The following is a 26,370-nucleotide window of genomic DNA, read 5'->3' as shown; positions in this document are numbered from 1 at the left end:
CCAAAATTCCTCCCTGAACTCGATAAGTTTTTACCGCTATTGAACGGTTGAGTCAATCATATCAAGTCAAAAAGGGAAAATGTTGAAATTTACATAGTCTCTATGATGGTTTTACAATACGGATATGGGCTTAACATGCCATCAATAATTCCGTTCCGGCTCTAAAAACGAATCCTCCCTCCTTGTATTAAAATACTGATACAAGGAGGGAGGATTTGTTCTTTTACCCTTACTTAAGGGCAAACATAATTTCAGCTTCAGCAGCAACTTCACCATCAACAGTGGCTGTTGCTTTTCCTTTACCAATCGGTCCTTTAATGCGGATAATTTCCACTTCAAGACGAAGCTGGTCACCTGGTTTCACTTGTCTTTTAAAACGGCATTTATCAATGCCTGTAAAGAAAGCAAGCTTCCCCTGGTTGTCTTCTTTCTTAAGCATCGCCACTGCCCCTACTTGAGCAAGTGCTTCTACAATCAAAACTCCTGGCATAACCGGGTAGTCCGGAAAATGGCCATTAAAGAATTCTTCATTTGCTGTCACGTTCTTAATACCGACCGCGCGTACTTCTTCTTCTACTTCAAGAATTCGATCAACAAGAAGGAAAGGGTAGCGATGCGGGATAATCTTTTTAATTTCCTGACTATCTAACATATCTTATTCTCCTATCTGTTACTCTTCTTTTTTAACAATATCACTAATCTTCACCCAGGTGCTTTTTTTAAACACATCGCCAGGGCTACCATCACCAATAACACCATAACCAATCATCGCGCCTGCAAGAAGGGATGCTATGAGCAAGAGGGCAACGAGAAGAAGGCGTAGCCAAATGGGGATTAACCGCACCTTTGGCTTACGCTCTTGCTCTTCGTGATTCTTATTCGTTTGTGCGTCCTCTTTCTTAAGAATGACTTTTTCTTCAGAGGACTGGTTCACCTTTTCATGGTTGTTCGCCATTATGATTACACCCTTACGAATAGTTTCGGTTCTAATTTAGATTAATTTTTTCTTAGCAATCTTGTCAATATGTTCAAGCATAAGGCCTGTCCCTTTTGCCACACAGCTCATTGGCTCTTCAGCTACGAGAACCGGAACCATAAGCTCCTCAGCAAATAGCTGATCGATCCCGTGAAGTAGTGCGCCTCCACCTGTCATAATGACACCACGGTCGATAATATCCGCTGAAAGCTCCGGAGGTGTACGTTCGAGAACGCTCTTAGCAGCCATCACCATGTGGGAGATTGGCTCTTGAAGGGCCTGCTGAATTTCATCCGATTTTACAGTGATTGTCCGTGGAAGGCCTGATACCATGTCTCGTCCACGAATATCAAGTTCTTCATTCCGGCCGCCTGGAAATACCGTTGCTACATTGATCTTAATTTGTTCTGCTGTTCGCTCCCCGATGAGAAGCTTATACGTTTTCTTGATATAATCCAGGATTTCGTAATCGAACTTGTCCCCTGCCATTTTAATGGAAGAGGCGGTGACAATATCGCCCATTGAAAGCACTGCGATATCTGTCGTTCCACCGCCAATGTCCACAACCATATTACCGCTTGGCTGAAAAATATCCATGCCAGCGCCAATTGCAGCTACTTTTGGTTCTTCTTCAAGAAAAATTTGTTTCCCACCGCTTTTTTCAGCAGCTTCCTTAATCGCTTTCTTCTCAACAGATGTGATGTTCGTAGGCGTACAAATTAAAATACGCGGCTTTGATAGAAAGCTTTTTACATTAATTTTGTTCAAGAAATGTCTTAGCATCACTTCTGTAATATCGAAGTCTGCGATCACGCCATCTTTAAGTGGACGCGTTGCAACGATGTTTCCAGGAGTCCGGCCAACCATTTGTCTTGCTTCTTCACCAACAGCAAGCGCTCTTCCAGTACCCGTATCTAGTGCTACAACAGACGGTTCATCTAAAACAATGCCTCTGCCTTTCACATAAATCAGTACGTTCGCCGTACCCAAATCGATCCCAATATCACGTGAAAACATGACGTATCCTCCCTGTATTCTAACACTCATCTATAGTTTCAGTACTAGTATGTTTAAACTACATATCCATTAGTATATTGTACCATAAATAAAGAAACAGGAAGAAAGTATTTAGAAAAAATTGTCGTTTTTAGGCGCATTATTTGACAGCTTCTTCTTTTTCAGTATCCTTTCTATATTTTATTCTCGTTGCTTCGCCGCCGCGGAGATGGCGTATCGATTTATGATACTCGAGAATGCCCTTCACCTCATTGGCGAGGTCCGGATTAATTTCAGGAAGTCGTTCTGTTAAATCCTTGTGAACGGTACTTTTAGAAACGCCAAATTCCTTTGCGATCACCCTCACCGTTTTCTTAGTCTCCACGATGTAATTTCCAATCTTGATGGTTCGCTCTTTGATGTAATCGTGCACACCACTCGCCTCCCTAAATTGGATGTGAGAGATGCGAAATGAGACTGATAAAGTGATCATGCTACGAAGCTCTAGTCATCAGGTGACCTACATGATGTCAGGAGTATTGCATGCAAGAATACTTCGAAGCCTTACCACAACTTCTCACCTCTGCCCCTCATTTACTAAGTTTTGTAACATTTTATTAAAGCAAAGGTGGTTATATTCCTAAAAGTCAAGAGGGACAAGGGATTTTATTTAAATATTCTTTTAATTGGACCATATTGGTTTTTTTGTATGTTACGAAACAAGAAAAAAGAACCTCCAGTTTACAACCGGAGATTCTTCTTTTAGATAACCTCATCGTCCTTCCATACCTCTCCATCTCTGAATGTAAGCTGTTCAGGATATCTGAGATCCATCACTTCATTTTGAAGCTTCTCAGAAGGTGGTTTTGTACTTAACGAAACGATAACATTTGTTAAAATGGCTGACGTAGCACCGAAGATTCCTGCTCCAGTGTCAATAATGCCTAAAATCGTAAAGCCTCCGTACTTTGCAAGGAAAATATACGTTAAGGTGACCAATAATCCTACGATCATCCCTGCAATAACACCTGGTGCATTCGCTCTCTTCCACCACACCCCGAGTATAAGTGCTGGAAAGAACGTTCCTGAAGCAAGTGCAAACGCCCAGGCTACAATTTGCGTGATTACTCCCGGTGGATTTAGCGCAACGACTCCCGCTACAATCGTCGCAATCAAAATAGACCAGCGCGCAACAGACATCCGCTTCCGCTCCGTTGCCCTAGGATTAATGATGCGGTAGTAAATGTCATGAGAAAACGATGAGGATATTGCAATCAGTAACCCGCCAGCGGTCGATAACGCAGCGGCCATCGCTCCTGCTGCGACGAGACCAATCACAAAAATGCCTAAATCAGCAATTTCAGGGGTGGCCATAACCACAATGTCATTGCTGATCGCAATTTCTTGCCATTGGAGAATGCCATCTCCACTCGTATCAGCCATCGTTAGAAGTCCGGTATTTACCCATTTCTCCGTCCATGCAGGCAAAGAGTCGATCGGACTGCCTGCTACTTGTTTCATCAAAATAAAGCGAGAAAAAGCCGCATAGGCTGGAGCAGATAAATAGAGGAGACCGATAAAAAGTAGCGCCCATGCCCCGCTCCACCGTGCTGCTTTCATCGTAGATACGGTATAAAAGCGAACGATAACGTGTGGCAACCCAGCTGTTCCTGCCATTAAACTAAACATAAGGGCAATAAACTGCCACTTTGAAGCTGATTCAAACGGTGCAAAATACTCAGAGATTCCGAGCTCTCGATCTAATTCACCAAGTTCTGATACGACATTCCCATAGCTTAGCCATGGAATCGGGTTATTCGTAATTTGAAGTGACATGAAAATAACGGGTATTAAGTAGGCTAGAATTAAAATAATGTACTGCGCCACCTGGGTCCACGTAATTCCTTTCATCCCCCCAAATGTCGCATAGATGGCGATAATAACAACCCCTATCATAACGCCCACTTTAGCATCTACTTCAAACAATCTTCCAATTACAACACCAGACCCTGCTAACTGACCAATCGAATAGGTGAAGCTAATAATGATTGTTGCAATGGCTGCGATAACTAAAGCTGTTTTGCTTTGAAAACGATCGCCAATAAATTCCGGAACTGTGTAACGCCCGTATTTCCGCAATTGCGGCGCTAACAGAAAGGTTAACAGCAAATACCCTCCTGTCCAGCCCATAATATAAGCAAGCCCATCATAGCCAAGAACCATCACGGTTCCAGCAAGACCGATGAATGAAGCGGCACTCATCCAGTCCGCTCCGATCGCCATACCATTGTAAATCGCGGGCACGCCTCGACCAGCAACAAAGAACTCGGACGTTTGACGTGCGCGATTAAAGACGGCAATCCCAATGTATAGACCAAATGATGCGACAATAAGTAGTAGTGAAACTAGAAATTGTGTATCCATCCCTTATCCCCCTTATGATTGTAAGGTTTGTCCTTTCGTTGCTTTCACTCTCTTTTCGACTAACCCATACTTTTGATCAATTCTGTCCGATATGTAAGCGTTAACAAATAATAGAATAATAAAGACAACAATCGAACCTTGCGCGCCCATAAAATAATGAAGAGGGAATCCGTTAAACGTGTATTGCGCAAGTGTTTCAGCAAACAGTACCATTCCAAAAGACACGGCAAACCAGAAAAAAAGTAAGATTGAAATTAACCTTACTCTCGCATGAAAGTAAGCATCTGCCATTTTCTTATCAATCTTTTTCATAAGTGAACCTCCTAACTATTTTAAGTTAAAAATAAGTTCGATAGTTTCGACAAAACCTAGCGGAACTCTAGCAATCTCAATAACAAAATAGATTCCCATAACCGCAACTGGAACTAGTAAATACACGCCTTTGCGCTTTTTGATTGTAAAAATTAAACAGACGATAGCAGAAGCTAGCAACACGTATAAAATAAGTCGTCTCTCCTTCCTTCTATAATTATCTGAATTTTCTAAAATACACTTCTCATTATGTTTCTACCATACGAGGAAGTCAATGAGACCATTTAACCAGTAATTGGATATAATCCCATGACAATAGACCTGTGTTGCCGACACAAAAAAGCGAGTTTCTCCAATCGATAAGGAATGGTAGCGCTATTTCCCAGGAAAGGTCGAATGGTGTCCGATTTCATTGCAAACAAAAAGCCCCCGATCACTCGGGGACTTCGGTTATTCTGAATCCTTTGTATCTGATTTTTGATCGTCCGATTTCTGCTCGTTGCTTTTTTGCTCGTCGGATTGATCCTCGTCAGCACTGTTTGCATCTTCTTCGGCGTCTTTCTCAGCATCCATTTCGGATTCTGTACTGTTGTCCTGATTTTCAACGTCAGTACCTTCTGAGGCTGATGGGTTTGAAACTTCGTCACCAGCGTCTGGCGCTTCAACTGCTGAAGAAGGCTGGTTTAACACATCAAGTGGGTTAACCGGCACATCATCTTTACGTACTTCAAAGTGTACGTGAACACCTGCGTCTGTATCAAACGTGTTTGTTCCAGCTGTACCAAGCTTTTCGCCTTGCTTTACAGTATCGCCTTGTTCAATTTCAAGAGCTTCAAGCGATTCATAAACAGTTACAACACCATCGTTATGTTCTAAATGAACAACATTTCCAAGTAACTGGTCGTTCGTTGCTTTCACAACCTTACCACTCATCGCGGCTTTGACATCAAAACTAGCGCCATCTTCTTTACCATAGTCGATTCCTGCGTTCTGGTAGTAGGTATTATTATAGAAAACAAGGGCTGCTTGTTGTTCTTCCGTGCTAGCTGATGTGTCATAGAATTGTTTCTGCACAAATACGCCACTATCTTCGGATGCAGGTACTTTAAAGACTTCTGAATCACCAAGAACTGGAACAGACTCGTCATTTGTGTCAAAGGCACTTCTTTCTTCATCAATTCCACTTAAATCTTTTGCATTGTCTTGCCCGCCTTGCATCCATAATACAGTTGCAAGAACAATTGCTGCAAAACCAAGATAGACTGCTGGATAAATCCAACGTTTTCTTGCTAGCTTCTGCCATTTAGAAGCGCTTTTTTCAACAGGATGAGATCGTTGTTTTTCGTCTCCCATTTGTTCATCACCTCAGCAACATTGTGGTCAGGTTGCGAGATTTATATACCTCTTATGAAAAAAAGTTCTATTTATTTTTCGACAAAGGGGGTTCTTTTATGCATGGATTTGAAATTTCTTTGTTTCCCTTAATAGATGAACCCATGATATTACTGATTTAATTACCCAGTTCTTTACTCAATATGCAAGTGTTTCTTGTATCTATTTTGTTATCTATTTGTAAGAATGATTCCTTAGGCAATAGGGTATATAACCTTTATACGCTTTTGACAACAAAATCTATTTTGATAATATCAAAATGATCATAAAGGGGATTAACCATTAATGAATTACGTAATTACGTCAACACTGCCTGAGCAATACGGAGGCAGAACAAAGTCCCTCCTTGACCGCACGAAGAAACTAGTTGAGCAAGCTGACATGTCATATACAATTATTACAACAAACTACAATCCATACTACGGAGAGGTCTACGAGCAGTACTATAGCCAGAACAAAGTTCCGCGCTCGGTAAAAATGATTAATATTTACGATCATCTGGCCAATCGTTCTTATTCAGGTGATAAAGTAGAGCAACCAATTGAGGAAGAAGGCCTTACGTATCGTGAAGTAAAGAAAAATAAAGCCTATCGCTTTTTTGAAAACGGAGAGTACGTTCTATATAAAAACTATGATACCGAGGACGGCTCTTTGAAATTTATCGACTTTATGGATCCTTACAACCGTAAACGGGCCTGTAGAAAAGAATTTAATCGCCTTGGGAAATGCCATAGAAAGATTAACTACAAGCAAGGAACGACAAATAAGCTTGAAGAAATCTATTATGATGATGCTGGCAATGCTTATGTAAATAAAACGTTTGATGGTTCAAATGAAAGTAAGTTGATTCGCTTGCATCTCTTTAGTGGACAAGACATTCTAGAATTTAAAACAGAAAAAGACTTCTTCCGCTATTGTCTTGAGCACATGATAGAAGATGGTTCTACCATTATTAATGATGCTCGTCTTCTTGATAAACCAATGTGTGAGATGAAGGGAAATGACGTAACGAAAATCGCCATCCTTCACAATACACATCTACAAAGCGAAGACATTCATGACGTCAAATCCTCTTATCAGTATTTGATCGAGCATGCGGATGACGTCGACCATATTGTTGCGTTAACTCATGAACAGAAAAAAGATCTCTCTCATCATATCTTTAACAATGAAAAGATCAGCATTATTCCACATTCCATTGCTCCTTCCACTAAAAACAAAAGTGTTCAGAAGCAAAATAAATTTGTTTTTATCGGCAGGTTAACCGATGTGAAACAACCTGATCATTTAATTGAAGCGTATCAAATGGCGAGAGAACAGCTATCTGACTTTACGCTTGATATTTATGGAGAAGGACCGGTAAAAGAAAAGCTTGAAGAGCAGATTAAAGAATATAAGCTTGAAAACCACGTAACGTTAAAAGGATTAACCGATGATCCAGAAGGTGTTTTTGCTTCAGCAAAAGCTTCTTTCCTCCCGAGTCAGTATGAAGGATTCGGCCTCGTGATTATGGAAAGTCTGAATAACGGGTGTCCTGTTGTGGCTTACGATATTAAATATGGTCCGAGAGATTTAGTGAAGGATCATGAAAATGGGCTTATCGTTGAGAAAAACAACATTGAAGCACTATCAGAAGCAATGGTACAAGTAAAGGATATGGATTTTGGAACAATTGACGTCGAGAAAGAATTCCGAGAAGAAGCCTTTGTATCAAATTGGAGTGCTCTTCTAGGTAAACAACAGAAAAAATTTAAGCTTCCCTTCTTTAACTAAAGTCTCTCCAGAAAAAGACCGCTATTGTCCACAGTAGCGGTCTTTCTTTTACCTTTGCGCCGTATAATCTGTCACGTAGTTCTCCATCTCACTAATCGCGACACCTTGATAATAATGTTTCACAATATCAGAATACGCCTTACCATCTTCCGCCATTCCATTTGCTCCATATTGGCTCATGCCAACTCCATGGCCGTACCCTTTTGTTACCACGTTAATTGCGTCTCCCACTCGTTCCCACGTAAAGTCAGAAGACCTCAGTCCGAGAAGATCTCTTATTTCTCTACCAGTAAATGTTTTTCCACCTACTGAAACTTCCGCTACTCTTTTGCCTTCAGTCAAATTTTCAATGGAGCCAATGGAATTGTTCGAAAGGTCTACCCCAAGTTTCTGTTCAAATTCAGCCACTGTGAACGTTGCTTTATCTTCGTATTTTGGCGAATCAACATCCCACGGACTTTCAACACTCCTTAAATAAGGTGCTTTATTTTCCCAATAGTCTTCTGAATTCTCTGTATAGCCATTACTTGTAGAGAAAAAAGAAGCGTAGATTGGATTGCCTTCATAGGTTAAAATTTGACCAGTCGTTGCTTGAACCGCTTCTTCAATTCTCGCATACTTTTCGTCAAATTCGTCTCCCCACGCTTTTTTCAACTGTGCTTGATCCTTATATACCTGATCCTGGATCGTATCTGTGACGACAGCTTGATCAGGAAGATTGGCAGAAGGGTTTTTAAGCTTCGTTACGACAAACGTTCTTGCGGTAAGCGCCTGAGCTTTCAACGCCTCCATATTAAAGTCTGAAGGCATTTCAGCAGCGACCACGCCTTTCACATAGTCTTCGATCGGTATACTCATCGTTTCCTTCTGTTCTGATCGAAAGACCGGTACGTCTACTTTCACCACTTCTGTTATTTTCTCCTTCTTCATCTGATTCCCTTCACTAGTCTGTGGTTTCGTCTCCGTTGCTCCAAAAGGTAAAACCAGAATAGATGGGAGAAGGATTAGAATCGCCGCAAACAGAATTAGTGAGCCAACAATTCGCTTCATTCACATGCCTCCTTCTCGATTGCTTACCCCTATCATCGTATGGAGATGGACAACCATTTAGAACAGAAACGGCAAGTCGATACGGAGTTTTTTTACCATATATATGTAAACAATTGATCGCCCAGCCACTTTTTGTACATAAAAAAGAGGAGGCCATGGCCTCCTCTTTTATTCCAATTATGCGAATTTAGGTTTCACATTAACAGCTTCCTCAGACTCTTCTGTTGCAGGCTTTGCTTTCTCATCAACTGTTACACGTTCAACATCAGCTCCAAGGCTTGCAAGCTTCCCAGAGAAGTTGACGTAACCACGGTCAAGGTGCTTCAGCTCATCAACGCGAGTGTAGCCATCAGCGACAAGTCCAGCAAGAATTAAAGCAGCTCCAGCGCGTAAATCAGTAGCAGACACTTCTGCACCTTGAAGTGTAGAAGGTCCTTCAATGATCGCTGCGCGTCCTTCAATCTTGATGTTTCCGTTCATGCGACGGAATTCTTCCACGTGCATGAAGCGATTTTCAAAGACTGTTTCCGTAATCACACTTGTACCCTTAGCTTGAAGTAATAGCGCCATCATCTGGGATTGCATATCCGTAGGGAACCCAGGGTGAGGCATTGTTTTCAAGTCAACTGGCTTTAGCGTTTCAGGTCCAATAATGCGAAGACCTTGACCTTCTTCCGTGATTTGAACGCCCATTTCTTCCATCTTCGCAATCAATGGACGAAGGTGTTCCGAAACAGCATTTTCAATTAATACGTTACCACCTGTAATTGCAGCAGCTACCATGAATGTTCCTGCTTCAATACGGTCTGGGATTACAGCGTGCTCTGCTCCTACGAGCTTTTCCACACCTTCAATACGAATCGTACCAGTACCTGCGCCGCGTACTTTTGCACCCATTGCATTAAGATAGTTCGCAAGACAAACGATTTCAGGTTCTTGAGCAACGTTCTCCATTACCGTTGTACCTTCTGCAAGTACAGCTGCCATCATAATATTTTCAGTGGCGCCTACACTTGGGAAATCAAGATAAATCTTTGCCCCTTGTAGTCTTCCTTTAATACCAGCTTCAATAAAGCCATTTCCGATTGTCACTTCTGCACCCATTGCTTCAAAGCCTTTAAGATGCTGATCAATCGGTCTTGAGCCAATTGCGCAACCTCCAGGTAATGCAATACGGGCATGACCCACGCGGGCCAAAAGTGGTCCCATCACAAGAAACGAAGCTCGCATTTTACGAACTGCTTCAAATGGTGCCTCTGTTTCCAAAGGTTTTGTTGCGTCTACTTTAATTGTGTTACCTTCTATTTGCGTCTCAACATTAAGATAGCTTAATACCTCACTAATCGTGTGTACATCTGAAAGGGCAGGCACATCATTTAACGTGCTCGTGCCTTCACCTGCTAAAATAGATGCTGTGATGACGGGCAAGACTGCATTTTTAGCTCCTTCTACTTTCACAGAGCCTGACAATCTCCTGCCACCTCGGACGATGATTTTTTCCAACGTATTCCCCTCCGCGTCCTATTTGTATATTAATATTCAGTCGTAATTATTGGTGTGCCAATTGTAGCGGTTATTCCGCCGCCTATTCCTGTATTCCGTAATGCTATTTGTATGTTCATTCTCTGGTTGTTCGTTACGAGATCTGCTTCCCACTCTTCATGGTATGCGGAAAGAGATACAAACGTCTCTTCATTGATTTCTTCTACTTTTGAAGCGGAAAAAGCTCCTAACAGCTTGTCTGCTTCATTGTACAAAACAATGTCCATTGTATCATTTTTCTCACCTACAAAACAAGAGAAAACTGGGGCTTCTTGCGTTACTAGTTGTGACTTTTGCGCCTTAAATCGTTCGTACGTTGTTCGCCATTCCTCCTGATAAAACCCTTTAATTTCCATGTTATAAATAAGATAAGAGCTAATGCGATTTTCTTCTGGGTAAGACACAAGTGTCAGTGTTTCTTTTGTACCCAATTCTGAATCGATTCTTGTCCCGCTTACTTTTACATTACCGTCTTTTTTTTCCAAATCACCCCATTGAAAACCTGGTGCTCTTTTGGAAATCTCGGACATAATACCTTTGTACCCTAACGACTTTGGAATGAAACTAACTTTTTCTCGTGTGTAAAGAGACCACTTTTGAATAGAATAATGATGGGTTAGTAGAACATTCGCCATCTCGGCAGTCTTTACTTCCGTTTCATCTTCAATTGAGACTGATGTACCATTCGAAAAGCTCGCTAGAAGTAAAATGGACAGTAATCCGATTAGAAGCCTCATCTTAACCCTCTCCCCGCTCTGGTCTTCTTATCTTTCAGTTTGACCATGGGAGGGGAAGGCATACATGGAAGTTGTAGTCAGATCCCGACAAATTCCGTACGAAGCTTCTGTATATGAACTGTTTTTGAATTTTTCTAGCTGGCCCGCTTAAACCCTCGGGTTTAAACGGGCGCATTCGCTTTTCGTTGTCTAGCTTCAACCCCCAGTCCCTCGATCGCTTCACCTTCCAGATTGAACACAAAGACCGTGTTCATTCCGGAAGGCTCCAGCGCTTGTCGGGACTAAACGGGGGTTTACGCTTTTCATTTTTTAAAAGAAATATTGTAGACGGAGTGACCAGTTGTAGTAATCTAGGAAGAAACTGCTTGCGAGGGAACCGATGCTTAGGGTTAGCAAGATCATGAGGACTTTCGCCTGTGGACTGTTCGGTTTTTTGAAAAAGACATCGAACCGAACGGTTTGTAACGCCCACCAGGTAATCATAATGAAAACCAGGTTAATCACAATCGTTAAAATCGATTGTTGCGCCAGTGCTTCTGTCATCTTATCTACCCCCCTATCTGCAAGTGCACCATTCGACAAACGTATATTTTTCCATCTAATAGCCTATTATAAGAGATTTCAATACAAATGAATATCCTACTTTACCCCTAATCAGCGGTTTTTTCTCACACAAATAAGGCGTTTTCGCCACATTTTGCTTTTTCTTCGTTTGATACATGGAAAAACAGCAGATTCCTCTGCTGTTTTTAGGGATTAAAGATTTCAAGGAATTGAAAGTGATCGTGAATAAAGGTTAATGCAACGGAAGGAAAGACGCCAAGTATAACGGTTCCTGCTGCGGTGATTGCGAGTACAGCGACAAGCCCATTTGAGGCAGCGACTGGCTTTTTCGTTACTGATGGACGGAAATACATTTGAATGAATAAACCAAAATAATAAACATAGGAGAGGATTGTTCCGGTTAACATGGCGAGCGCCAGAACGAATCGCTTTGGTTCGGTGCCTAGTGCGCTCATGAAAATTTCAAACTTGCCGATGAAGCCTGCCGTTAACGGGATGCCAGCGAGCGATAAAAGGTAGATCGTCATCGCAATCGTGACATAAGGAGAACGTTTAAATAAACCGGCAAAAGAATTGACTGTTACCTCTTTCGTTTCATCACCTAGGGCATGAATCACGGCAAACGCCCCAAGATTCATTAACAAATAAGCGGCAAGATAAAACCAGACGGCATCAAAGACGAGCTCAGATAAAGCAGCTAACGGAACGAGAAGGTAGCCGGCGTGCGCAATACTCGAATAGGCGAACAGCCTTTTCGCATTCAACTGCCTTAGCGCAATGACATTTCCAATCAGAATTGTAAGAACAGCAAGTAATACAAGATAAGGACGAACCGAGACAAGTAGCGTCTCGTAGCTTACCCCATCTGGTGTAATCACTTTTCCAGTTCCAGGTGCAAACACAAATGGAACCATGAGGAGTCTGAGCATAATCGCAAACCCTGCAATTTTTGAAACGATACTAAGATAGGCAGTGATCGGCGTTACAGCCCCCTGGTATACGTCCGGCGCCCACATATGAAATGGAGCGGCTGTTATTTTAAAGCTGAGACCAACAAAAATCATCAGAAAAGCAAACACAGCGATGTACCGATTCTCTGTCACGATGTCGCTACCCATTAAAGCTTGGATTTCATAAATGTTTGTTTCCCCTGTAAGGCCAAATAAGTAACTCATTCCAAACAGTGTGATGGCTGTCGCAATTCCGCCATTAACGATGTATTTAAAAGCAGCTTCATTCGCTAACTGGTTCTTTTTACGAATGGCAACAAGAATGTAGGATGAAAGACTAAGAAGCTCTAACCCGACGAAAAGCGTAATTAAATCTGCACTTGAAGCCATCATCATCCCGCCAAGTAAACCTGTTAGCAAGAGGTAGGGATATTCTCCTTTTACCTCATCAAGGTCATTTGCATTTATCCCTAGCAGTAGAACGAGACCCGTCCCTATGAGCATAAGAAGCTTAAATGCTTTTGCGAAAGAGTCGAGTCGATACGTTTGGTTTATTATCGTCACAACGCCATCATCAAGCTGAAAAATGAGAAAGACGATGGCCAACGCAATGCCTGCGAGGGCAAACCAGACGAGAATCGCTCTATCCCTGTTCTTTGGCATAAACAAATCAAGTAGTGATAGCGTCACAGCCGTCAGCAGTATTGTAAACTCTGGCATCATGCTGCTCCATTGGTAGTTTAGTAACTCATTGATCTCCATATCTTAACCCCCAATCCCGAGCGTACGCGCTATTTGAAGTGTGTTGGACAATACTGCAGGGTAAACACCAATCCAGATAATGAGACTGAGAAGAACGGCGGACGGAACTAGTTCCATCGCTGATAAATCCTTTTGTTTATCAAAAATCGGTTTTCTTTCTCCGAACGTCACGGCCAGCACTGCCCGGAGCATATAAACCGCGGTTAAAATCAGACCGATTACACCGATACTGCCAATGACAGGCATCGTTTCGAATAAACCGAGAAACGCGAGAAATTCACTAATAAACCCACTCATTCCTGGTAACCCGAGTGAAGCGAGACCTGCAGCAAGAAAGAATCCTGCGAAAAGCGGCGTCTGACTTGCTACTCCTCCTAAATTCGCAAGCTCTGTTGTGTGAAAGCGGTCAATGATAACGCCAACAAGGAGGAACAGCAACGCTGCGATCAAACCATGTGAAATTGTTTGAAAGATCGCCCCTTGTAGACCAGCTGTGTTAAAGGATGCCACTCCAATGAGCACAATGCCCATATGGGAAACCGATGAGTAGGCAAGTAAGGCGCGCAGCTCCGTTTGTACAAGAGCGATAAAAGCTCCATAGAGTAAATTAACAACGCCAAGAATCGCCAGAATCACGGCCGTTTCTTTTAGCTGATCAGGGAAAAAACCTGCTCCGAAACGAATAAGCCCATAAGCACCAATCTTCAGTAAAACACCCGCATGAATCATTACTACTGCGATCGGAGCTTCGACATGCACTCGAACCATCCACGTATGAAGTGGCACAATCGGAAGCTTTGTACCAAACGCGACTAGAAGAAGGACGAAGAGCCACATTCGCGTATTCCCTGAAAGAAATTCATAAGAATCAGCTTCTTGCAAAAGAAAGGTTAGTTCACTAATATTCATCGTTCGCATCTCAACGAATAGCACAATGATGACAATTAAAAGCAAAATTGAACCGATGCCGTTATAAACAAGGAAAGAAAAAGCAGCCTTTTCCCGCTCAAATCCTCCCCACTTTCCAACGAGGAAAAACATGGCCACAAGTGTCACTTCAAAAAATAAGAAAAACAAAAATAAATTTTCACTAGAAAAGACACCAAGAATCCCGAGTTCCAGTAGTAAAAAGAGAATATAGAACCCTTTCACACCCTCCTTGATCCGAACGGCAGCGAGTGAAGCGAGAAAGGTGATCAGCGCTGATAGCATTAAAAACAATAGCGACAGACCGGTTACCCCAAGGTCGTATGTGACCGGATATGGCTCATTTGGACTAATTGCCGTCATCAATTCAAACCACTGATAACTTTCGGCAAATTGAATGCCTGCAAGTGTCCGATCATAAAAGCTGAAAACAACAATCGTTACCATTAGCGGTAGCACTGTTCCAAGAATACCTACCATTTTTATCGATTCATTCTTTGATGGCATAAGGCTTAGCACGATTACGCCGAGCAGCGGGGAGAGAATTAAGATCGTTAGCAAGCCCATTAGAAATACCCCCCTAATATGGCAATTAACAGCATGACAACGACAAGACCTGAGAAGGCTACCGTTCCATACGTTTGCACCTGACCGGATTGTACGCCTGATCCCGCTTTTCCGATTCGTTTTACAAGCACTGTGAGCGCCTGTGCACCTCCTTCGATGATAAACCTGTCGAAGTATATCCAGAAGTAACCGAACACACGCGTTCCTTTTACCACGGTTTTATCATAAACCTCATCGACAAAGTATCCTTTTGATAAAAGGCGGTGTAAGGCACTTGAACCCTCTTCTGCATGCGGTCGCTTTTTCGCATACGTTTTCCAGGCAAGACCAATGCCCGCTAGAGAGAAAAGAATTGCACTGATTGGAATCCACATTGGCGCAGCGTGATGAACGACTGCCACTGGATATGGACTCGTTTCTAACCAGTCGCCAAGAAACGAACCGAACCAGGCTGTCTGCATATAACCTGCAACGATCGAAAGCACCCCGAGTACGAGCATTGGAAGCAACATCACTCTTGAAGACTCCTTCGCTTCACTCGAACGGTCACCAGAAAAGACGAGAAAGTACAGACGGAACATGTAAAATGCAGTGAGAAAAGCCGTTAATAGCGCAATCGAAAATAAAACGTATCGGCCGTCGGCAAAGGTTGAAACGAGAATTTCATCTTTACTAAAAAAACCTGCGAAAAGCGGAAATCCTGAAATCGACAAGCAGCCGATTAAGAATAATGCTGCTGTCATCGGAAGCTGCTTTCTAAGCCCACCCATTTTAAAAATGTTCTGCTCATGAACGGCATGAATGACACTTCCTGCCGCAAGAAACAGAAGCGCTTTAAAAAAAGCGTGCGTCGTTAAGTGAAAAATACCTGCTGTGTAACCTGCTGCACCTAATGCAAGCATCATATAACCGAGCTGGCTAATCGTCGAATAAGCGAGAATCCGTTTAATGTCTCGCTGCACGAGAGCGATTGTGGCTGCAAAAATCGCCGTAAATCCTCCAGTGATGGCTACAGTCGTCATTGCCGTTTCAGAGCTTGAGAAGAGCGGATACATCACGGCAACAAGATAGACACCAGCTGCTACCATCGTAGCCGCATGGATCAATGCTGAGACTGGCGTCGGGCCTTCCATTGCATCCGGAAGCCACGTATGAAGCGGGAACTGTCCTGACTTTCCAACCGCTCCAACAAAAATTAGAATAGCGATAAGTGTAATCATCGATGGCGCGATGTCACCTGCTTGCACAGCTGCAAAAATAACATCGAGCTCAAAGCTACCCGTTTGCCAAAACAATAAGAAAATCGCAACGAGCAAACCGATATCGCCTATTCTCGTTACGATAAAAGCCTTTTTAGCGGCTGCCTTTGCTTCAGGTTTGTAGAAATAAAACCCAACAAGAAGGAAGGAGCAAACCCCTACAAGCTCCCAAAAAATGTAGAGCTGCAGAAGGTTTGGTGAAAGAACTAGCCCCGTCATTGCAAACGTAAAGAGACCGAGGTACCCAAAAAATGTGGCAATGCGCTCGTCATTCGCCATATAAGTGATGGAATACATATGTACGAGAAAACTGACAAGCGTCACGATCACAAGCATTAACGTATTTAATGGATTTACTTCAAATCCCACCGTAATCATTACGGTATCGATCGATAGCCAATTGGTTTCTACAAGCCGATTTCCTTGTATTAAATGACTGAATAGGACAAGAAGCGCACAGCCAAAGGCAGCTCCAGCGAAAATCGTTCCAACAAAACCGGCTTTTCGATAGAGGATCGGCCGGGTGAATAGAATGATCAGGAATGAGAGAAGCGGCAATATTGGGATAAGCCAGACAGCGTCCACGTTTCTACCCCCTTCGCTACTTTTTAAGTGTGTTCATTTCATCAACATTGACGGTAGCCCTGTTTCGATAAAGGGCAATCAGGATCGCAAGCCCGACAGCCGCTTCAGCTGCCGCAACCGTAATCGTAAAAAGAGAAAATACCTGACCACGAATCGATGCGCCAACACCGTATTTTGCAAATGCAACAAGATTTAAATTAACGGCGTTCAGCATTAATTCAATCGAAATTAACACTATGACCGCATTTCGCTTCGTTAGCGCGCCATATAGGCCTATACAAAACAGGAGCAAAGCGGTTAATAAATAGGCGGAAAGTGGAATCGAGCTCATGGCTTCTCACCTTCTTCATCATCCTTTTTCGCGAGGATAATGGCTCCAACAAGCGCAACGAGTAAAACGACGGATACGAGTTCAAATGGAATTACATAATCTGTGAACAACATTAGCCCCACTTGCTCGGTATTGTTTTCATGAAGTTTTTCCGCTTGCGGACCGAGTGAAATTGTCCGAATGCCTTTAAATACAATCAAAAAGAAAGCGGTGACAACTGTTAACACGATGCCTTTTTTTGCCCATCCTGTCTTCGGCTCTTCCTCTGAATGTTTTGTTAGCATAATGCCAAATAACATAATAATCGTAATTGCTCCAGAATAAATTAAGATTTGAACGACCGCTACAAATTCAGCGGAAAGCATAATATAGAGTCCTGCAATGCCGAGAAACGTTAGGACAAGCGCCATCATCATATGGATCACTTTTGAGAGATTAATCATCAGTAAGCCGCCGGTCATCGTAATAAGAAATAGGAAAATAAATATGAGCAGCTCCCCGGTCATACTTTGTTTTCCTTTCGAAGGTTCGTATCATTTTCATCGAGCCACTCTAAATTTTTAAATAGATCATCGCGGCTATACGTAGCGAGCTCAAAATTATTTGTCATGATAATGGCCTCTGTCGGACACACCTCTGTGCACAAATCGCACAAAATGCAAATTTCGAAATTAATATCGTACGTATCGATAATTTTTCCCTTTTTAGTTGGGTCAGGATGTTTGATACCTGTCAATGAAATGCAGTCTGTCGGACAAATCGCAACACACTGATTACATACAATACATTTTTCAGGGTAAAATTTTTGAATGCCGCGAAAGCGATCTGGTAAAGCAAGGGGCTGATCTGGATACTGGTACGTCACTTTCTCCTTCGTCATGTTTTTCAGGGTGTAAGCTAATCCTTTCGCTAGTCCACGCATGTTGGCTTCCTCCCTTGTTTAGAATGAGCGAATGATCTCGATCACAATGGTCGTTAGAAAAATGTTTAATAAAGCGAGCGGTAAAAGGATTTTCCATCCAAATGACATAAGTTGATCGGCTCGGAGACGAGGAAACGTACCGCGAATCCAGATCATCACAAATACGATGAAAATAAATTTAAGCGCAAACCAGACTGCGCCTGGTATAAAGGTTAAAAACGGGATTGCCTGCCATCCTCCAAGAAAAAGAATGGTTGTGAGCGAGGCCATCGCAAATAAATAAACATATTCCGCAAGCATAAAGAAGGCAAAGCGAAATCCTGAATATTCAACGTGATACCCTGCGACGAGCTCTGATTCTGCTTCAGGTAAGTCAAATGGGGTTCGATTCAATTCCGCAACGGAAGCAATCAAAAAGATTAGAAACGCAAGCGGCTGTTTAAACAAAAAGGCAACAGACTCCTGCTCGGCAATAATGGTATTAAGATTTAACGATCCTGTTAGTAGCACAATTCCTACAACACTCATCACAAGCGGAATTTCATAAGAAATCATCTGCGCCGCTGATCGCATGCTACCAAGTAACGCGTATTTATTGTTCGATGCCCATCCCCCTGCTAGAATCCCTATCGTTGAAATCCCAGATATGGCAATGTAATAAAGCAAGCCAACGCCAATATTCGCAAAGGAAACCTGCTCAGTTAATGGAAGGGCAGCGATTACGATAAACGCCGGTGCAAAGGCAACAACAGGTGCAATAATAAATAGCGGGCGATCCGCATCGCGTGGAATTGTATCTTCCTTTATTAATAGCTTCAAAACGTCCGCTACCGTTTGTAATAATCCGAATCGCCCACCAACTCTGTTTGGACCATGACGAAGCTGCATAAACCCAAGCACTTTTCGCTCAGCCAAAATGGCGTACGTCACGAACCCGAGTACAACCATTAACATAGCCGCACCAACGAGGAAAAAACTGAGCGTCTGCCAGTATCCAGGTGGTGAAGCAAGCATGTTGTTGATCATTAGCCGTCCACCTCCCCGAGCACGATATCAATACCGCCGAGAATGGCGATTAAGTTTGAAATATTCTCTCCTTCTAGTAACTCAGGTAAGATTTGCAGATTATAAAAAGACGGTCGACGAAACTTCAGACGATAAGGTTCTTTTTTCCCTTTGGAGGCAATGTAGCAGCCAATTTCACCGCGCGGCGATTCAATGCGTACATACGTCTCACCTGCAGGAGGTTTAATAATGCGCGGTACTTTCGCCATAATCTGCCCTTGAGAAATTTGCTCCACGGCCTGCTCCACAATCTTTAGTGCTTCTTCTATTTCAGCCATACGACAGTTGTAGCGTGCCAGAGCGTCACCTTGTGGAAAGGCGGGAACTTCAAACTGAAAGCGATCATAAAGCGAATAAGGTTCGTTTTTCCTGAGGTCCCACTGCACGCCTGTACAGCGTAGGTTCGCACCACTTAATGAGTACGCAAGCGCCTTTTGTTTTGAATAAGCGCCTACCCCTTTCATTCTCGCCATAAAAATTTCATTCCCCGTTACGAGATCATGGTAGCCGGCGAGCTGTTCTCTCATATACGGCACAAACTCTCGCACCTTCTCGAGCCAGCCTTCAGGCGCATCCCATTTGACGCCACCTACGCGCATATAATTAAAGGTCAGTCGCCCTCCTGAGATCTCCGTTAACAAATTAATGATCACTTCTCGCTCTCTGAAGGCATAAAGAAACGGACTCATCGCGCCAATGTCGAGCAAATAAGTGCCGAACCAAACAAGGTGACTCGCTATTCTTCCAAGCTCCATCACAATGACGCGAAGGTAATCCGCTCGCTCAGGAATGTCCATTGCCATCATCGTTTCAACTGCATGGCAGAGAATGTAGTTATTCGTCATGGCAGCAAGATAATCCATTCGGTCTGTATACGGGATAATCTGCGTGTATTGCAGGTTTTCTGCAATCTTTTCCGTCCCTCTATGCAGGTAACCGATAACAGGCTTTGCTTCTTTTATGACTTCTCCATCAATTGTAAGCACGATGCGGAAGACGCCATGCGTACTCGGATGCTGTGGACCTACATTTAAGAGCATCTCCTCTGTCCGAATCATCGCTACACCTCCACATCATATGGCTCATAATCTTTTCGAAGCGGATGGCCGACCCAGTCATCCGGCATCATGATTCGCGTCAAATTCGGATGCCCATTGAAAACAATGCCAAGAAGATCATATCCTTCTCGCTCTGGCCAGTTCGCCCCAGCCCAGAGGGACGTTAGTGAATCGATGACAGGTTTGTCTCGATCAATCTTCACTTTTAAAGCAATGCTCTGGCGATTTTGATACGAATACAGGTGATTGTAAATTTCCATATGAGTCTCAAAGTCGGTGCCGTGCGTTTCAGAAAGATAATCAAAAGCTAGAAGCTCATTGTATTTAAGAAACTGCGCCACTTTTAAATACGTTTCTTTCCTTGCCACAAGCGTCGGCACATCTTTCGCGAGACGATTAATATAAGCATCTTCAAGAAGGTCGTCCCCAAGGTTTTCTCGAATGATGTGCAGGTACCGGTCAAGCACAGGCTGATTTGGTGAAGGGATTTCTTCTTTTAGAGGCTCATCCGTTTCTGAAGCAGTCTTCTTTGCTTTAGCAGCAGCGGCTTTTGCCTTTGCAGCTGCGATCGCTTTTGCCTTCTCATCCGTAGTGTCGGAACTACCTGCCTCTTGTTGCTTTCTTAGGGCTGCTGTTTTTGCCTTTGCAGCAGCTACGGCTTTCTTTTTCGCGAGGGCAGCTTCGTCGTCACCTCCATCTTCATTCGCCATTTCCTTCTGCTTTTTCAACGCTGCGGCCTTCGCCTTTGCGGCAGCAACCGCCTTCTTTTTCGCGAGGGCGACATCGTCTTCTGATGCTTCCTGATCCGTTACGTTTTGGTTCTTTTCTTTTTTCAGCGCCGCCGCTTTCGCCTTCGCAGCTGCGACTGCTTTCTTTTTCGCAAGTTCAACGTCTTCTTCCTCCGCTACGCTGTTCTGTTCACTTTGCTCCATTTCTTTTTGCTTTTTCAGCGCAGCTGCTTTTGCTTTAGCTGCTGCGACCGCTTTTTTCTTTTGAAGCTCAAGGTCATCGGCGGGATTCTCGGCTTCCGCTTTCTTTTTCCGTAACTCAGCTGCCTTCCGTTTTGCTTCTTCTACGGCTTTTCGCTTTGCTTCCAGCTCTTCTGGTGTTTGATCGCTCATCGATTCGTCACCCGCTTTCCGGTGCGCGCTTCATAGCGAATTTTTTCTTGTAGTTTATTTATGCCGTATATGAGGGCTGCTGGGTTTGGCGGACAGCCAGGGATATACACATCAACAGGAACGATTTGATCCACTCCTTTAACAACAGCGTAGGAGTTAATATATGGGCCGCCCGCTGTCGCACATGAGCCCATCGCAATGACCCATTTTGGTTCAGGCATTTGATCATAAAGACGCTTTAGTACAGGAGCCATTTTTTTCGTTACGGTTCCTGATACAATCATGACATCAGACTGTCTTGGCGACGTTCGAAAAAACGTTCCAAAGCGATCAAGGTCATAGTGGGAAGCCCCTGAACCCATCATTTCGATGGCACAGCAGGCGAGACCAAACGTTAACGGCCAGAGCGAATTGCTTCGAGCCCAGGCCTTTACATTTTCAAGCGTTGCAAGAAAAACGTTATGCTTCATTTCCTCGTATTCTTCCGGCGTTATATTTTCTAAGTTCAAATCCATTTCAACACCTTCTTTTTCCATGCGTATAGTAAGCCAATTAATAGCATGACAATAAAGATCATCATTTCGATGAACGCAAAGAAACCAAGCTTTTGATAGGCGACCGCCCATGGATACAAGAAAACGGTTTCGACATCAAAGATGACAAAAAGCAGTCCGAATAAATAATAACGAACGTTATACTGAATCCAGCTTTGGTGAAACGGCTCTATGCCGCTTTCATAGGTTGTTTGTTTCTCAGATGTTGGTTTTGAGGGACGAAGGAATCTTCCTGCCGTTAGGGCAACAGCTGGAAGAAGAAGGCCAAGGAAAAGGAACATGATTACGAAGAGGTAACTATTTTGGTACACGTTAAGCGATTCACCCATGAAGGTCTCTCCTCTCATCGTGCTGTAAAGTTGCTAGTCTTGTATACTAATTCAACATCCCCACTCTTATTCTTGCTTTTATTTGTAAGTTTTTTAAAAATTTCGAACAGAGGTGATCAAATGAGCGATAAACGAATCCGAACGCTGACAGAAAAGCTGTGGGCAAGAAATAAATATACGGTGATGGCCAAAGGCTATGAACATTACAAAAATATAGGGAATTCATTAAAAAAAGCGCAATCTCCTGAAGAATTGCTTTACGTCTATGACTTACTAAAGGAAACCTTAACTCTTCCCTATACTAAAAAAGGTATGCGGACAACACTCCAACATATGCGGGGCTATTTCAAAAAAAGAGCAACAAGTGAGGAAAAAGATGAATTTATCGTCGTTATGAATAAACAACTATCTGATTTAGATCCCTTAACCGATTACAACATTGAACTGTTTCGTATGCAGCTTTTGAAGCTTCTCAAAACGTATCCGTCTGATTATTTGTTACAAAGCAGCTTTGTTCAACCACAGAGGAAATGGAATGAGGTGTATGATCAAAAACAGTTGCGGATTGTCTCAAGAGAAGATTATCTAGAAAGCAGTGAAAAATAAAAGGATATCCACGTTAGCATCGCGTAATTAACCAACAAAAGAAGGTGGGATGAAAATGACAACCTATGTGGGATTATTAAGGGGCATTAACGTCGGCGGTAAAAATAAAATCAACATGTCTGAATTGCGCGATGCCCTCTCAAATGAAGGGTTTCAGTATGTGAAAACGTACATTCAAAGTGGGAACGTTTTGTTCCAATCAGAAGAATCTGAAGTCCTCTTAAGAAAAAAGATGGAAGAGATGATTCGTAAACAGTTTGAATTAAAGGTTCCCATCGTTTTAAGGACCGCTGTAGAGTGGAAGAACTTGATCGAAAACTGTCCTTTTCATGACGAACAAATTTCGAAAGCGCAGGAAACAGCGAGTGGAGAAAGTCTTTATGTGGCAATGATAGGAGAACCTCTCTTAGCTGATGACGAAAAGAAACTTTTTACCTATGCATCTGAAACCGAAGAATGTGAGATTAGAGGTAGGGAAATTTATTTACTGTTTCATGAAAGCATTCGAAATTCAAAACTTGCGGCTTTCATCACTCGGTCTAATGAGTATGCGACCGTACGAAATTGGAAAACGATTAACAAAATGAATAGCTTACTACCGAATGTATAGTCTTAATTGCAAAAAAAGCACCAGCGGGAATTTCCCGCTGGTGCTTTCCATTTATTTACCTGCCAAATCAAGGCGGTTGATTGCACGCTTAAGCGCTAGCTCAGCGCGTTTGAAATCAACATTGTCTTGCTTCGCTTGATCCAAGCGTTGTTCCGCTCTTTCCTTCGCTGCACGTGCGCGTTCCACGTCAATATCAGAAGGTAATTCAGCAGACTCAGCAAGGATTGTTACTTGCTTTGGCCTTACTTCAACAAACCCACCGCTAACGGCCAGTAAATGTGTATCCGCTCCATTTTTGAAACGCACCGCATTGATTGTAAGAGGGGCAACAAGCGGAATGTGTCCTGGTAAAATACCGAGCTCACCGCTCTTTGCTTTTACGCTGACCAATTCAGCTTCCCCTTCGTATACCGGGCCGTCAGGGGTGACTACACTGACTTTCAATGTATTCATCGTACCCCTCCCTGGGTGTGATCGTAATTAGAAAAGCAGGCTTATCGCCCAAATAGCAAAAAGTGGGAGCGAAGGCCTTATGGGTCTCCGCCCTACTTTTTATTTACGCCATTTGTTTTGCTTTCTCTACTACTTCTTCAATTGTCCCAACAAGACGGAATGCGTCCTCTGGAATATCATCGTGTTTACCATCAAGGATTTCTTTGAATCCTTTGATTGTTTCTTTAACTGGTACGTATGAACCTTTTTGTCCAGTAAACTGTTCAGCTACGTGGAAGTTCTGAGAAAGGAAGAACTGAATGCGACGAGCGCGAGAAACAGTTAGCTTATCTTCATCAGAAAGCTCATCCATACCAAGGATTGCGATGATGTCTTGAAGCTCTTTGTAGCGCTGAAGTGTTTGTTGCACTTCACGGGCTGTGTTGTAGTGCTCATCTCCAACGATTTCCGGAGAAAGCGCACGAGAAGTTGAAGCAAGTGGATCCACCGCAGGGTAGATACCTTGCTCAGATAGTTTACGTTCAAGGTTTGTTGTTGCATCAAGGTGAGCAAACGTCGTTGCCGGTGCCGGGTCAGTATAGTCATCGGCTGGTACGTAGATTGCTTGAATTGAAGTAACAGAACCCTTATTTGTAGAAGTGATACGCTCTTGAAGTTGACCCATCTCAGTCGCAAGTGTAGGCTGGTAACCTACTGCTGATGGCATACGTCCAAGCAATGCCGATACCTCTGAACCAGCTTGTGTAAAGCGGTAGATGTTATCGATAAAGAGAAGAACGTCTTGTCCTTGCTCATCACGGAAGTACTCTGCCATTGTAAGACCTGAAAGGGCAACACGCATACGTGCACCTGGTGGTTCGTTCATCTGACCGAATACCATTGCCGTTTTCTTAATAACACCAGAATCAGTCATCTCGTAGTAAAGGTCATTACCTTCACGCGTACGTTCACCAACACCTGCGAATACAGAAATACCGCCGTGCTCTTGTGCGATGTTATTGATCAATTCCTGGATCAGTACCGTTTTACCTACACCGGCACCACCGAAGAGACCGATCTTACCACCTTTAACGTATGGTGCAAGAAGATCAACTACTTTGATTCCTGTTTCAAGAATATCCGTTGTTGTTGAAAGGTTCTCAAATACTGGTGCAAGACGGTGAATCGGATCGCGGCGAACTTCGCCGAGCTCTTCATTTAGGTCAATTTTCTCACCTAGTACGTTAAATACACGTCCTAGTGTGATATCTCCAACTGGAACGGAGATTGGTGCACCTGTATCGAGAGCGTCAACTCCACGTACAAGACCGTCTGTTGAACCCATTGCTACGGTACGAACAGAGTTATCGCCAAGGTGAAGCGCGACTTCAAGCGTCAATTCGATGCTCTCTTCAGCACCGGTTTGAGCGATATAGTTAACTTTAAGGGCGTTGTAGATTTCTGGGAGCTTGCCGCTCTCAAACTTAACGTCTACAACCGGACCCATAACCTGGGTAATGTATCCCTTGTTCATCCTGTTCCCTCCTAACTTGCTTTAAGCTGCCAAAACAATAAGCATTCCTGTTTGGCATTTAAGACTATCTATTTCATTTCATTTCTACTCGAGTGCCGCTGCCCCACTTACAATCTCAGTTAGTTCCTGAGTAATTGAAGCCTGACGGGCACGGTTGTAAGAAAGTGTAAGGTCGCCGATAAGATCGTCCGCATTGTCTGTCGCACTTCTCATCGCTGTCATACGAGATGCGTGCTCTGCTGCTTTCGCATCGAGAAGCGCTCCGTAGATCAAGCTTTCAGCATATTGAGGAAGGAGGGTCTCAAGAATTTCTTCTTCTGATGGCTCATACTCGTAGCTTGCGAGTGATTTGCCTCCACCTGTCTCAATATCTGTTAACGGAAGAAGTTTTCTCTCCGTTAAATCTTGCTGAATGGCACTTACATAGTGGTTGTAGTAAAGATAAAGCTCATCGAAAGCTCCGTCTTCAAACATCCCTACTGTTCGAGACGCAATGTCTTTAATGTCTGCAAAAGCAGGCTGATCAGAAAGACCAACGATACTTTCGACAACAGGCATTCCGCGCTTTTTAAAGAAGGAAAGTCCTACTTTACCAGCTACGATAATCGCGTACTCATCAGTTGAGTTATGACGCTCATTAATTGTTCTATACACGTGACGTAGTACCGAGCTATTGTATGCCCCAGCAAGTCCACGGTCAGATGTGATCACCACATAGCCCGTTTTCTTCACTTCACGGCTTTCTAACATCGGATGACTTCCGCCGCTTGATCCATTTGCAATGCTTCCAACAACTTCTTGAATTTTCTCCATGTATGGAACGAATGACTTGGCATTCATTTCAGCACGGTTCAATTTCGCAGCCGAAACCATCTGCATGGCTTTTGTAATCTGCTTTGTTTTCTTCGTCGATGTAATTCTCGACTTAATATCGCGTAAAGATGCCATTCATTTCACCACCTTTTAAGCTGGCCGCGGCGTTTCCGCCGCAT

Annotated in this window: 28 protein-coding genes; 3 read left to right on the top strand and 25 right to left on the bottom strand. The window is 43.2% G+C overall.

The window, feature by feature from the left end; translation table 11 throughout:
- Positions 1-229: 229 nt before the first annotated feature.
- The 7 genes from fabZ to LCL91_RS08150 all read right to left on the bottom strand — a co-directional run bounded on the left by fabZ (position 230) and on the right by LCL91_RS08150 (position 6,061).
- The gene (gene fabZ, locus LCL91_RS08180; protein WP_224881556.1) at positions 230-652 is read right to left on the bottom strand and encodes a 3-hydroxyacyl-ACP dehydratase FabZ; all 423 of its coding nucleotides are present in this window, start codon (positions 650-652) and stop codon (positions 230-232) included.
- Between the two features lie 18 nt (positions 653-670).
- Entirely contained in the window at positions 671-955 is a 285-nt protein-coding gene (locus LCL91_RS08175; RefSeq protein WP_224881554.1) for a DNA-directed RNA polymerase subunit beta, read from the bottom strand.
- A 36-nt stretch (positions 956-991) separates the two neighbouring features.
- Positions 992-1,993 carry a rod shape-determining protein gene (locus LCL91_RS08170; protein ID WP_098445362.1) on the bottom strand — a complete coding sequence of 334 codons (1,002 nt, stop codon included), beginning with the start codon at positions 1,991-1,993 and terminating at the stop codon, positions 992-994.
- A gap of 139 nt (positions 1,994-2,132) precedes the next feature.
- Positions 2,133-2,405, bottom strand: coding sequence for a sporulation transcriptional regulator SpoIIID (gene spoIIID, locus LCL91_RS08165; protein ID WP_048311390.1), 273 nt, complete (start codon positions 2,403-2,405; stop codon positions 2,133-2,135).
- A 329-nt stretch (positions 2,406-2,734) separates the two neighbouring features.
- Entirely contained in the window at positions 2,735-4,396 is a 1,662-nt protein-coding gene (locus LCL91_RS08160; protein ID WP_098445363.1) for a sodium:solute symporter family protein, read from the bottom strand.
- Positions 4,397-4,408: 12 nt separating this feature from the next.
- Positions 4,409-4,708: a DUF4212 domain-containing protein gene (locus tag LCL91_RS08155; RefSeq protein ID WP_098445364.1), complete on the bottom strand. Its 300-nt coding sequence runs from the start codon at positions 4,706-4,708 to the stop codon at positions 4,409-4,411.
- Between the two features lie 450 nt (positions 4,709-5,158).
- Positions 5,159-6,061 carry a M23 family metallopeptidase gene (locus LCL91_RS08150; protein ID WP_224881552.1) on the bottom strand — a complete coding sequence of 301 codons (903 nt, stop codon included), beginning with the start codon at positions 6,059-6,061 and terminating at the stop codon, positions 5,159-5,161.
- Between the two features lie 324 nt (positions 6,062-6,385).
- Between LCL91_RS08150 and LCL91_RS08145 the strand changes: the two genes are divergently transcribed.
- On the top strand, positions 6,386-7,873 hold the full coding sequence (locus LCL91_RS08145) for a glycosyltransferase (protein WP_224881550.1): 1,488 nt from the start codon (positions 6,386-6,388) through the stop codon (positions 7,871-7,873).
- 48 nt (positions 7,874-7,921) lie between these two features.
- Here LCL91_RS08145 and spoIID read toward each other — a convergent pair whose 3' ends face one another.
- The 15 genes from spoIID to LCL91_RS08070 form a co-directional block, all read right to left on the bottom strand.
- Complete coding sequence (gene spoIID, locus LCL91_RS08140; protein WP_224881548.1) at positions 7,922-8,923, bottom strand: stage II sporulation protein D; 1,002 nt, start codon at positions 8,921-8,923, stop codon at positions 7,922-7,924.
- A 177-nt stretch (positions 8,924-9,100) separates the two neighbouring features.
- Positions 9,101-10,426 carry a UDP-N-acetylglucosamine 1-carboxyvinyltransferase gene (gene murA / locus LCL91_RS08135; protein WP_224881546.1) on the bottom strand — a complete coding sequence of 442 codons (1,326 nt, stop codon included), beginning with the start codon at positions 10,424-10,426 and terminating at the stop codon, positions 9,101-9,103.
- Positions 10,427-10,455: 29 nt separating this feature from the next.
- A complete protein-coding gene (locus LCL91_RS08130) occupies positions 10,456-11,202 on the bottom strand; it encodes a YwmB family TATA-box binding protein (protein ID WP_224881544.1) in 747 nt (248 codons plus the stop codon).
- A gap of 309 nt (positions 11,203-11,511) precedes the next feature.
- Positions 11,512-11,745 (bottom strand): DUF1146 family protein, encoded by a 234-nt coding sequence (locus LCL91_RS08125; RefSeq protein WP_098445370.1) that lies wholly within the window; start codon positions 11,743-11,745, stop codon positions 11,512-11,514.
- Between the two features lie 206 nt (positions 11,746-11,951).
- Positions 11,952-13,478 carry an NADH-quinone oxidoreductase subunit NuoN gene (gene nuoN, locus LCL91_RS08120; RefSeq protein ID WP_224881542.1) on the bottom strand — a complete coding sequence of 509 codons (1,527 nt, stop codon included), beginning with the start codon at positions 13,476-13,478 and terminating at the stop codon, positions 11,952-11,954.
- A gap of 3 nt (positions 13,479-13,481) precedes the next feature.
- A complete protein-coding gene (locus LCL91_RS08115; RefSeq protein ID WP_224881539.1) occupies positions 13,482-14,972 on the bottom strand; it encodes a complex I subunit 4 family protein in 1,491 nt (496 codons plus the stop codon).
- On the bottom strand, positions 14,972-16,816 hold the full coding sequence (nuoL, locus tag LCL91_RS08110) for an NADH-quinone oxidoreductase subunit L (protein WP_224881536.1): 1,845 nt from the start codon (positions 16,814-16,816) through the stop codon (positions 14,972-14,974). The genes LCL91_RS08115 and nuoL overlap by 1 nt, the downstream gene beginning before the upstream one ends.
- A 16-nt stretch (positions 16,817-16,832) precedes the next feature.
- Positions 16,833-17,147, bottom strand: coding sequence for an NADH-quinone oxidoreductase subunit NuoK (nuoK, locus tag LCL91_RS08105; protein WP_098445374.1), 315 nt, complete (start codon positions 17,145-17,147; stop codon positions 16,833-16,835).
- The gene (locus tag LCL91_RS08100; protein ID WP_165998630.1) at positions 17,144-17,653 is read right to left on the bottom strand and encodes an NADH-quinone oxidoreductase subunit J; all 510 of its coding nucleotides are present in this window, start codon (positions 17,651-17,653) and stop codon (positions 17,144-17,146) included. The genes nuoK and LCL91_RS08100 overlap by 4 nt, the downstream gene beginning before the upstream one ends.
- Positions 17,650-18,069 (bottom strand): NADH-quinone oxidoreductase subunit NuoI, encoded by a 420-nt coding sequence (gene nuoI / locus LCL91_RS08095; RefSeq protein ID WP_098445376.1) that lies wholly within the window; start codon positions 18,067-18,069, stop codon positions 17,650-17,652. The genes LCL91_RS08100 and nuoI overlap by 4 nt, the downstream gene beginning before the upstream one ends.
- 18 nt (positions 18,070-18,087) lie before the next feature.
- A complete protein-coding gene (gene nuoH, locus LCL91_RS08090; RefSeq protein WP_224881535.1) occupies positions 18,088-19,095 on the bottom strand; it encodes an NADH-quinone oxidoreductase subunit NuoH in 1,008 nt (335 codons plus the stop codon).
- Positions 19,095-20,192, bottom strand: coding sequence for an NADH-quinone oxidoreductase subunit D (locus LCL91_RS08085; RefSeq protein ID WP_224881533.1), 1,098 nt, complete (start codon positions 20,190-20,192; stop codon positions 19,095-19,097). The genes nuoH and LCL91_RS08085 overlap by 1 nt, the downstream gene beginning before the upstream one ends.
- 2 nt (positions 20,193-20,194) lie before the next feature.
- Positions 20,195-21,313, bottom strand: a complete 1,119-nt coding sequence (locus tag LCL91_RS08080) for an NADH-quinone oxidoreductase subunit C (protein WP_224881531.1) — start codon at positions 21,311-21,313, stop codon at positions 20,195-20,197.
- Positions 21,310-21,828, bottom strand: a complete 519-nt coding sequence (locus LCL91_RS08075) for a NuoB/complex I 20 kDa subunit family protein (protein WP_142329594.1) — start codon at positions 21,826-21,828, stop codon at positions 21,310-21,312. The genes LCL91_RS08080 and LCL91_RS08075 overlap by 4 nt, the downstream gene beginning before the upstream one ends.
- Positions 21,819-22,196 (bottom strand): NADH-quinone oxidoreductase subunit A, encoded by a 378-nt coding sequence (locus tag LCL91_RS08070; protein WP_098445381.1) that lies wholly within the window; start codon positions 22,194-22,196, stop codon positions 21,819-21,821. The genes LCL91_RS08075 and LCL91_RS08070 overlap by 10 nt, the downstream gene beginning before the upstream one ends.
- A gap of 120 nt (positions 22,197-22,316) precedes the next feature.
- Between LCL91_RS08070 and LCL91_RS08065 the strand changes: the two genes are divergently transcribed.
- Positions 22,317-22,802 carry a YbgA family protein gene (locus tag LCL91_RS08065; protein ID WP_224881528.1) on the top strand — a complete coding sequence of 162 codons (486 nt, stop codon included), beginning with the start codon at positions 22,317-22,319 and terminating at the stop codon, positions 22,800-22,802.
- Positions 22,803-22,857: 55 nt separating this feature from the next.
- Positions 22,858-23,412 carry a DUF1697 domain-containing protein gene (locus LCL91_RS08060; protein ID WP_224881526.1) on the top strand — a complete coding sequence of 185 codons (555 nt, stop codon included), beginning with the start codon at positions 22,858-22,860 and terminating at the stop codon, positions 23,410-23,412.
- Positions 23,413-23,463: 51 nt separating this feature from the next.
- Here LCL91_RS08060 and LCL91_RS08055 read toward each other — a convergent pair whose 3' ends face one another.
- The 3 genes from LCL91_RS08055 to LCL91_RS08045 form a co-directional block, all read right to left on the bottom strand.
- Positions 23,464-23,865 (bottom strand): F0F1 ATP synthase subunit epsilon, encoded by a 402-nt coding sequence (locus tag LCL91_RS08055; protein WP_098445384.1) that lies wholly within the window; start codon positions 23,863-23,865, stop codon positions 23,464-23,466.
- 103 nt (positions 23,866-23,968) lie between these two features.
- On the bottom strand, positions 23,969-25,378 hold the full coding sequence (gene atpD / locus LCL91_RS08050) for a F0F1 ATP synthase subunit beta (RefSeq protein WP_159786297.1): 1,410 nt from the start codon (positions 25,376-25,378) through the stop codon (positions 23,969-23,971).
- 84 nt (positions 25,379-25,462) lie between these two features.
- Positions 25,463-26,326: a F0F1 ATP synthase subunit gamma gene (locus tag LCL91_RS08045; protein WP_224881523.1), complete on the bottom strand. Its 864-nt coding sequence runs from the start codon at positions 26,324-26,326 to the stop codon at positions 25,463-25,465.
- Positions 26,327-26,370: the final 44 nt, after the last annotated feature.

Origin of the sequence: Guptibacillus hwajinpoensis (assembly GCF_020171785.1) — a bacterium.
Taxonomy (GTDB): domain Bacteria; phylum Bacillota; class Bacilli; order Bacillales; family Guptibacillaceae; genus Guptibacillus; species Guptibacillus sedimenti.
Note: the sequence above shows the minus strand (reverse complement) of the source record. Positions and strands in the feature narration are given on the sequence as shown.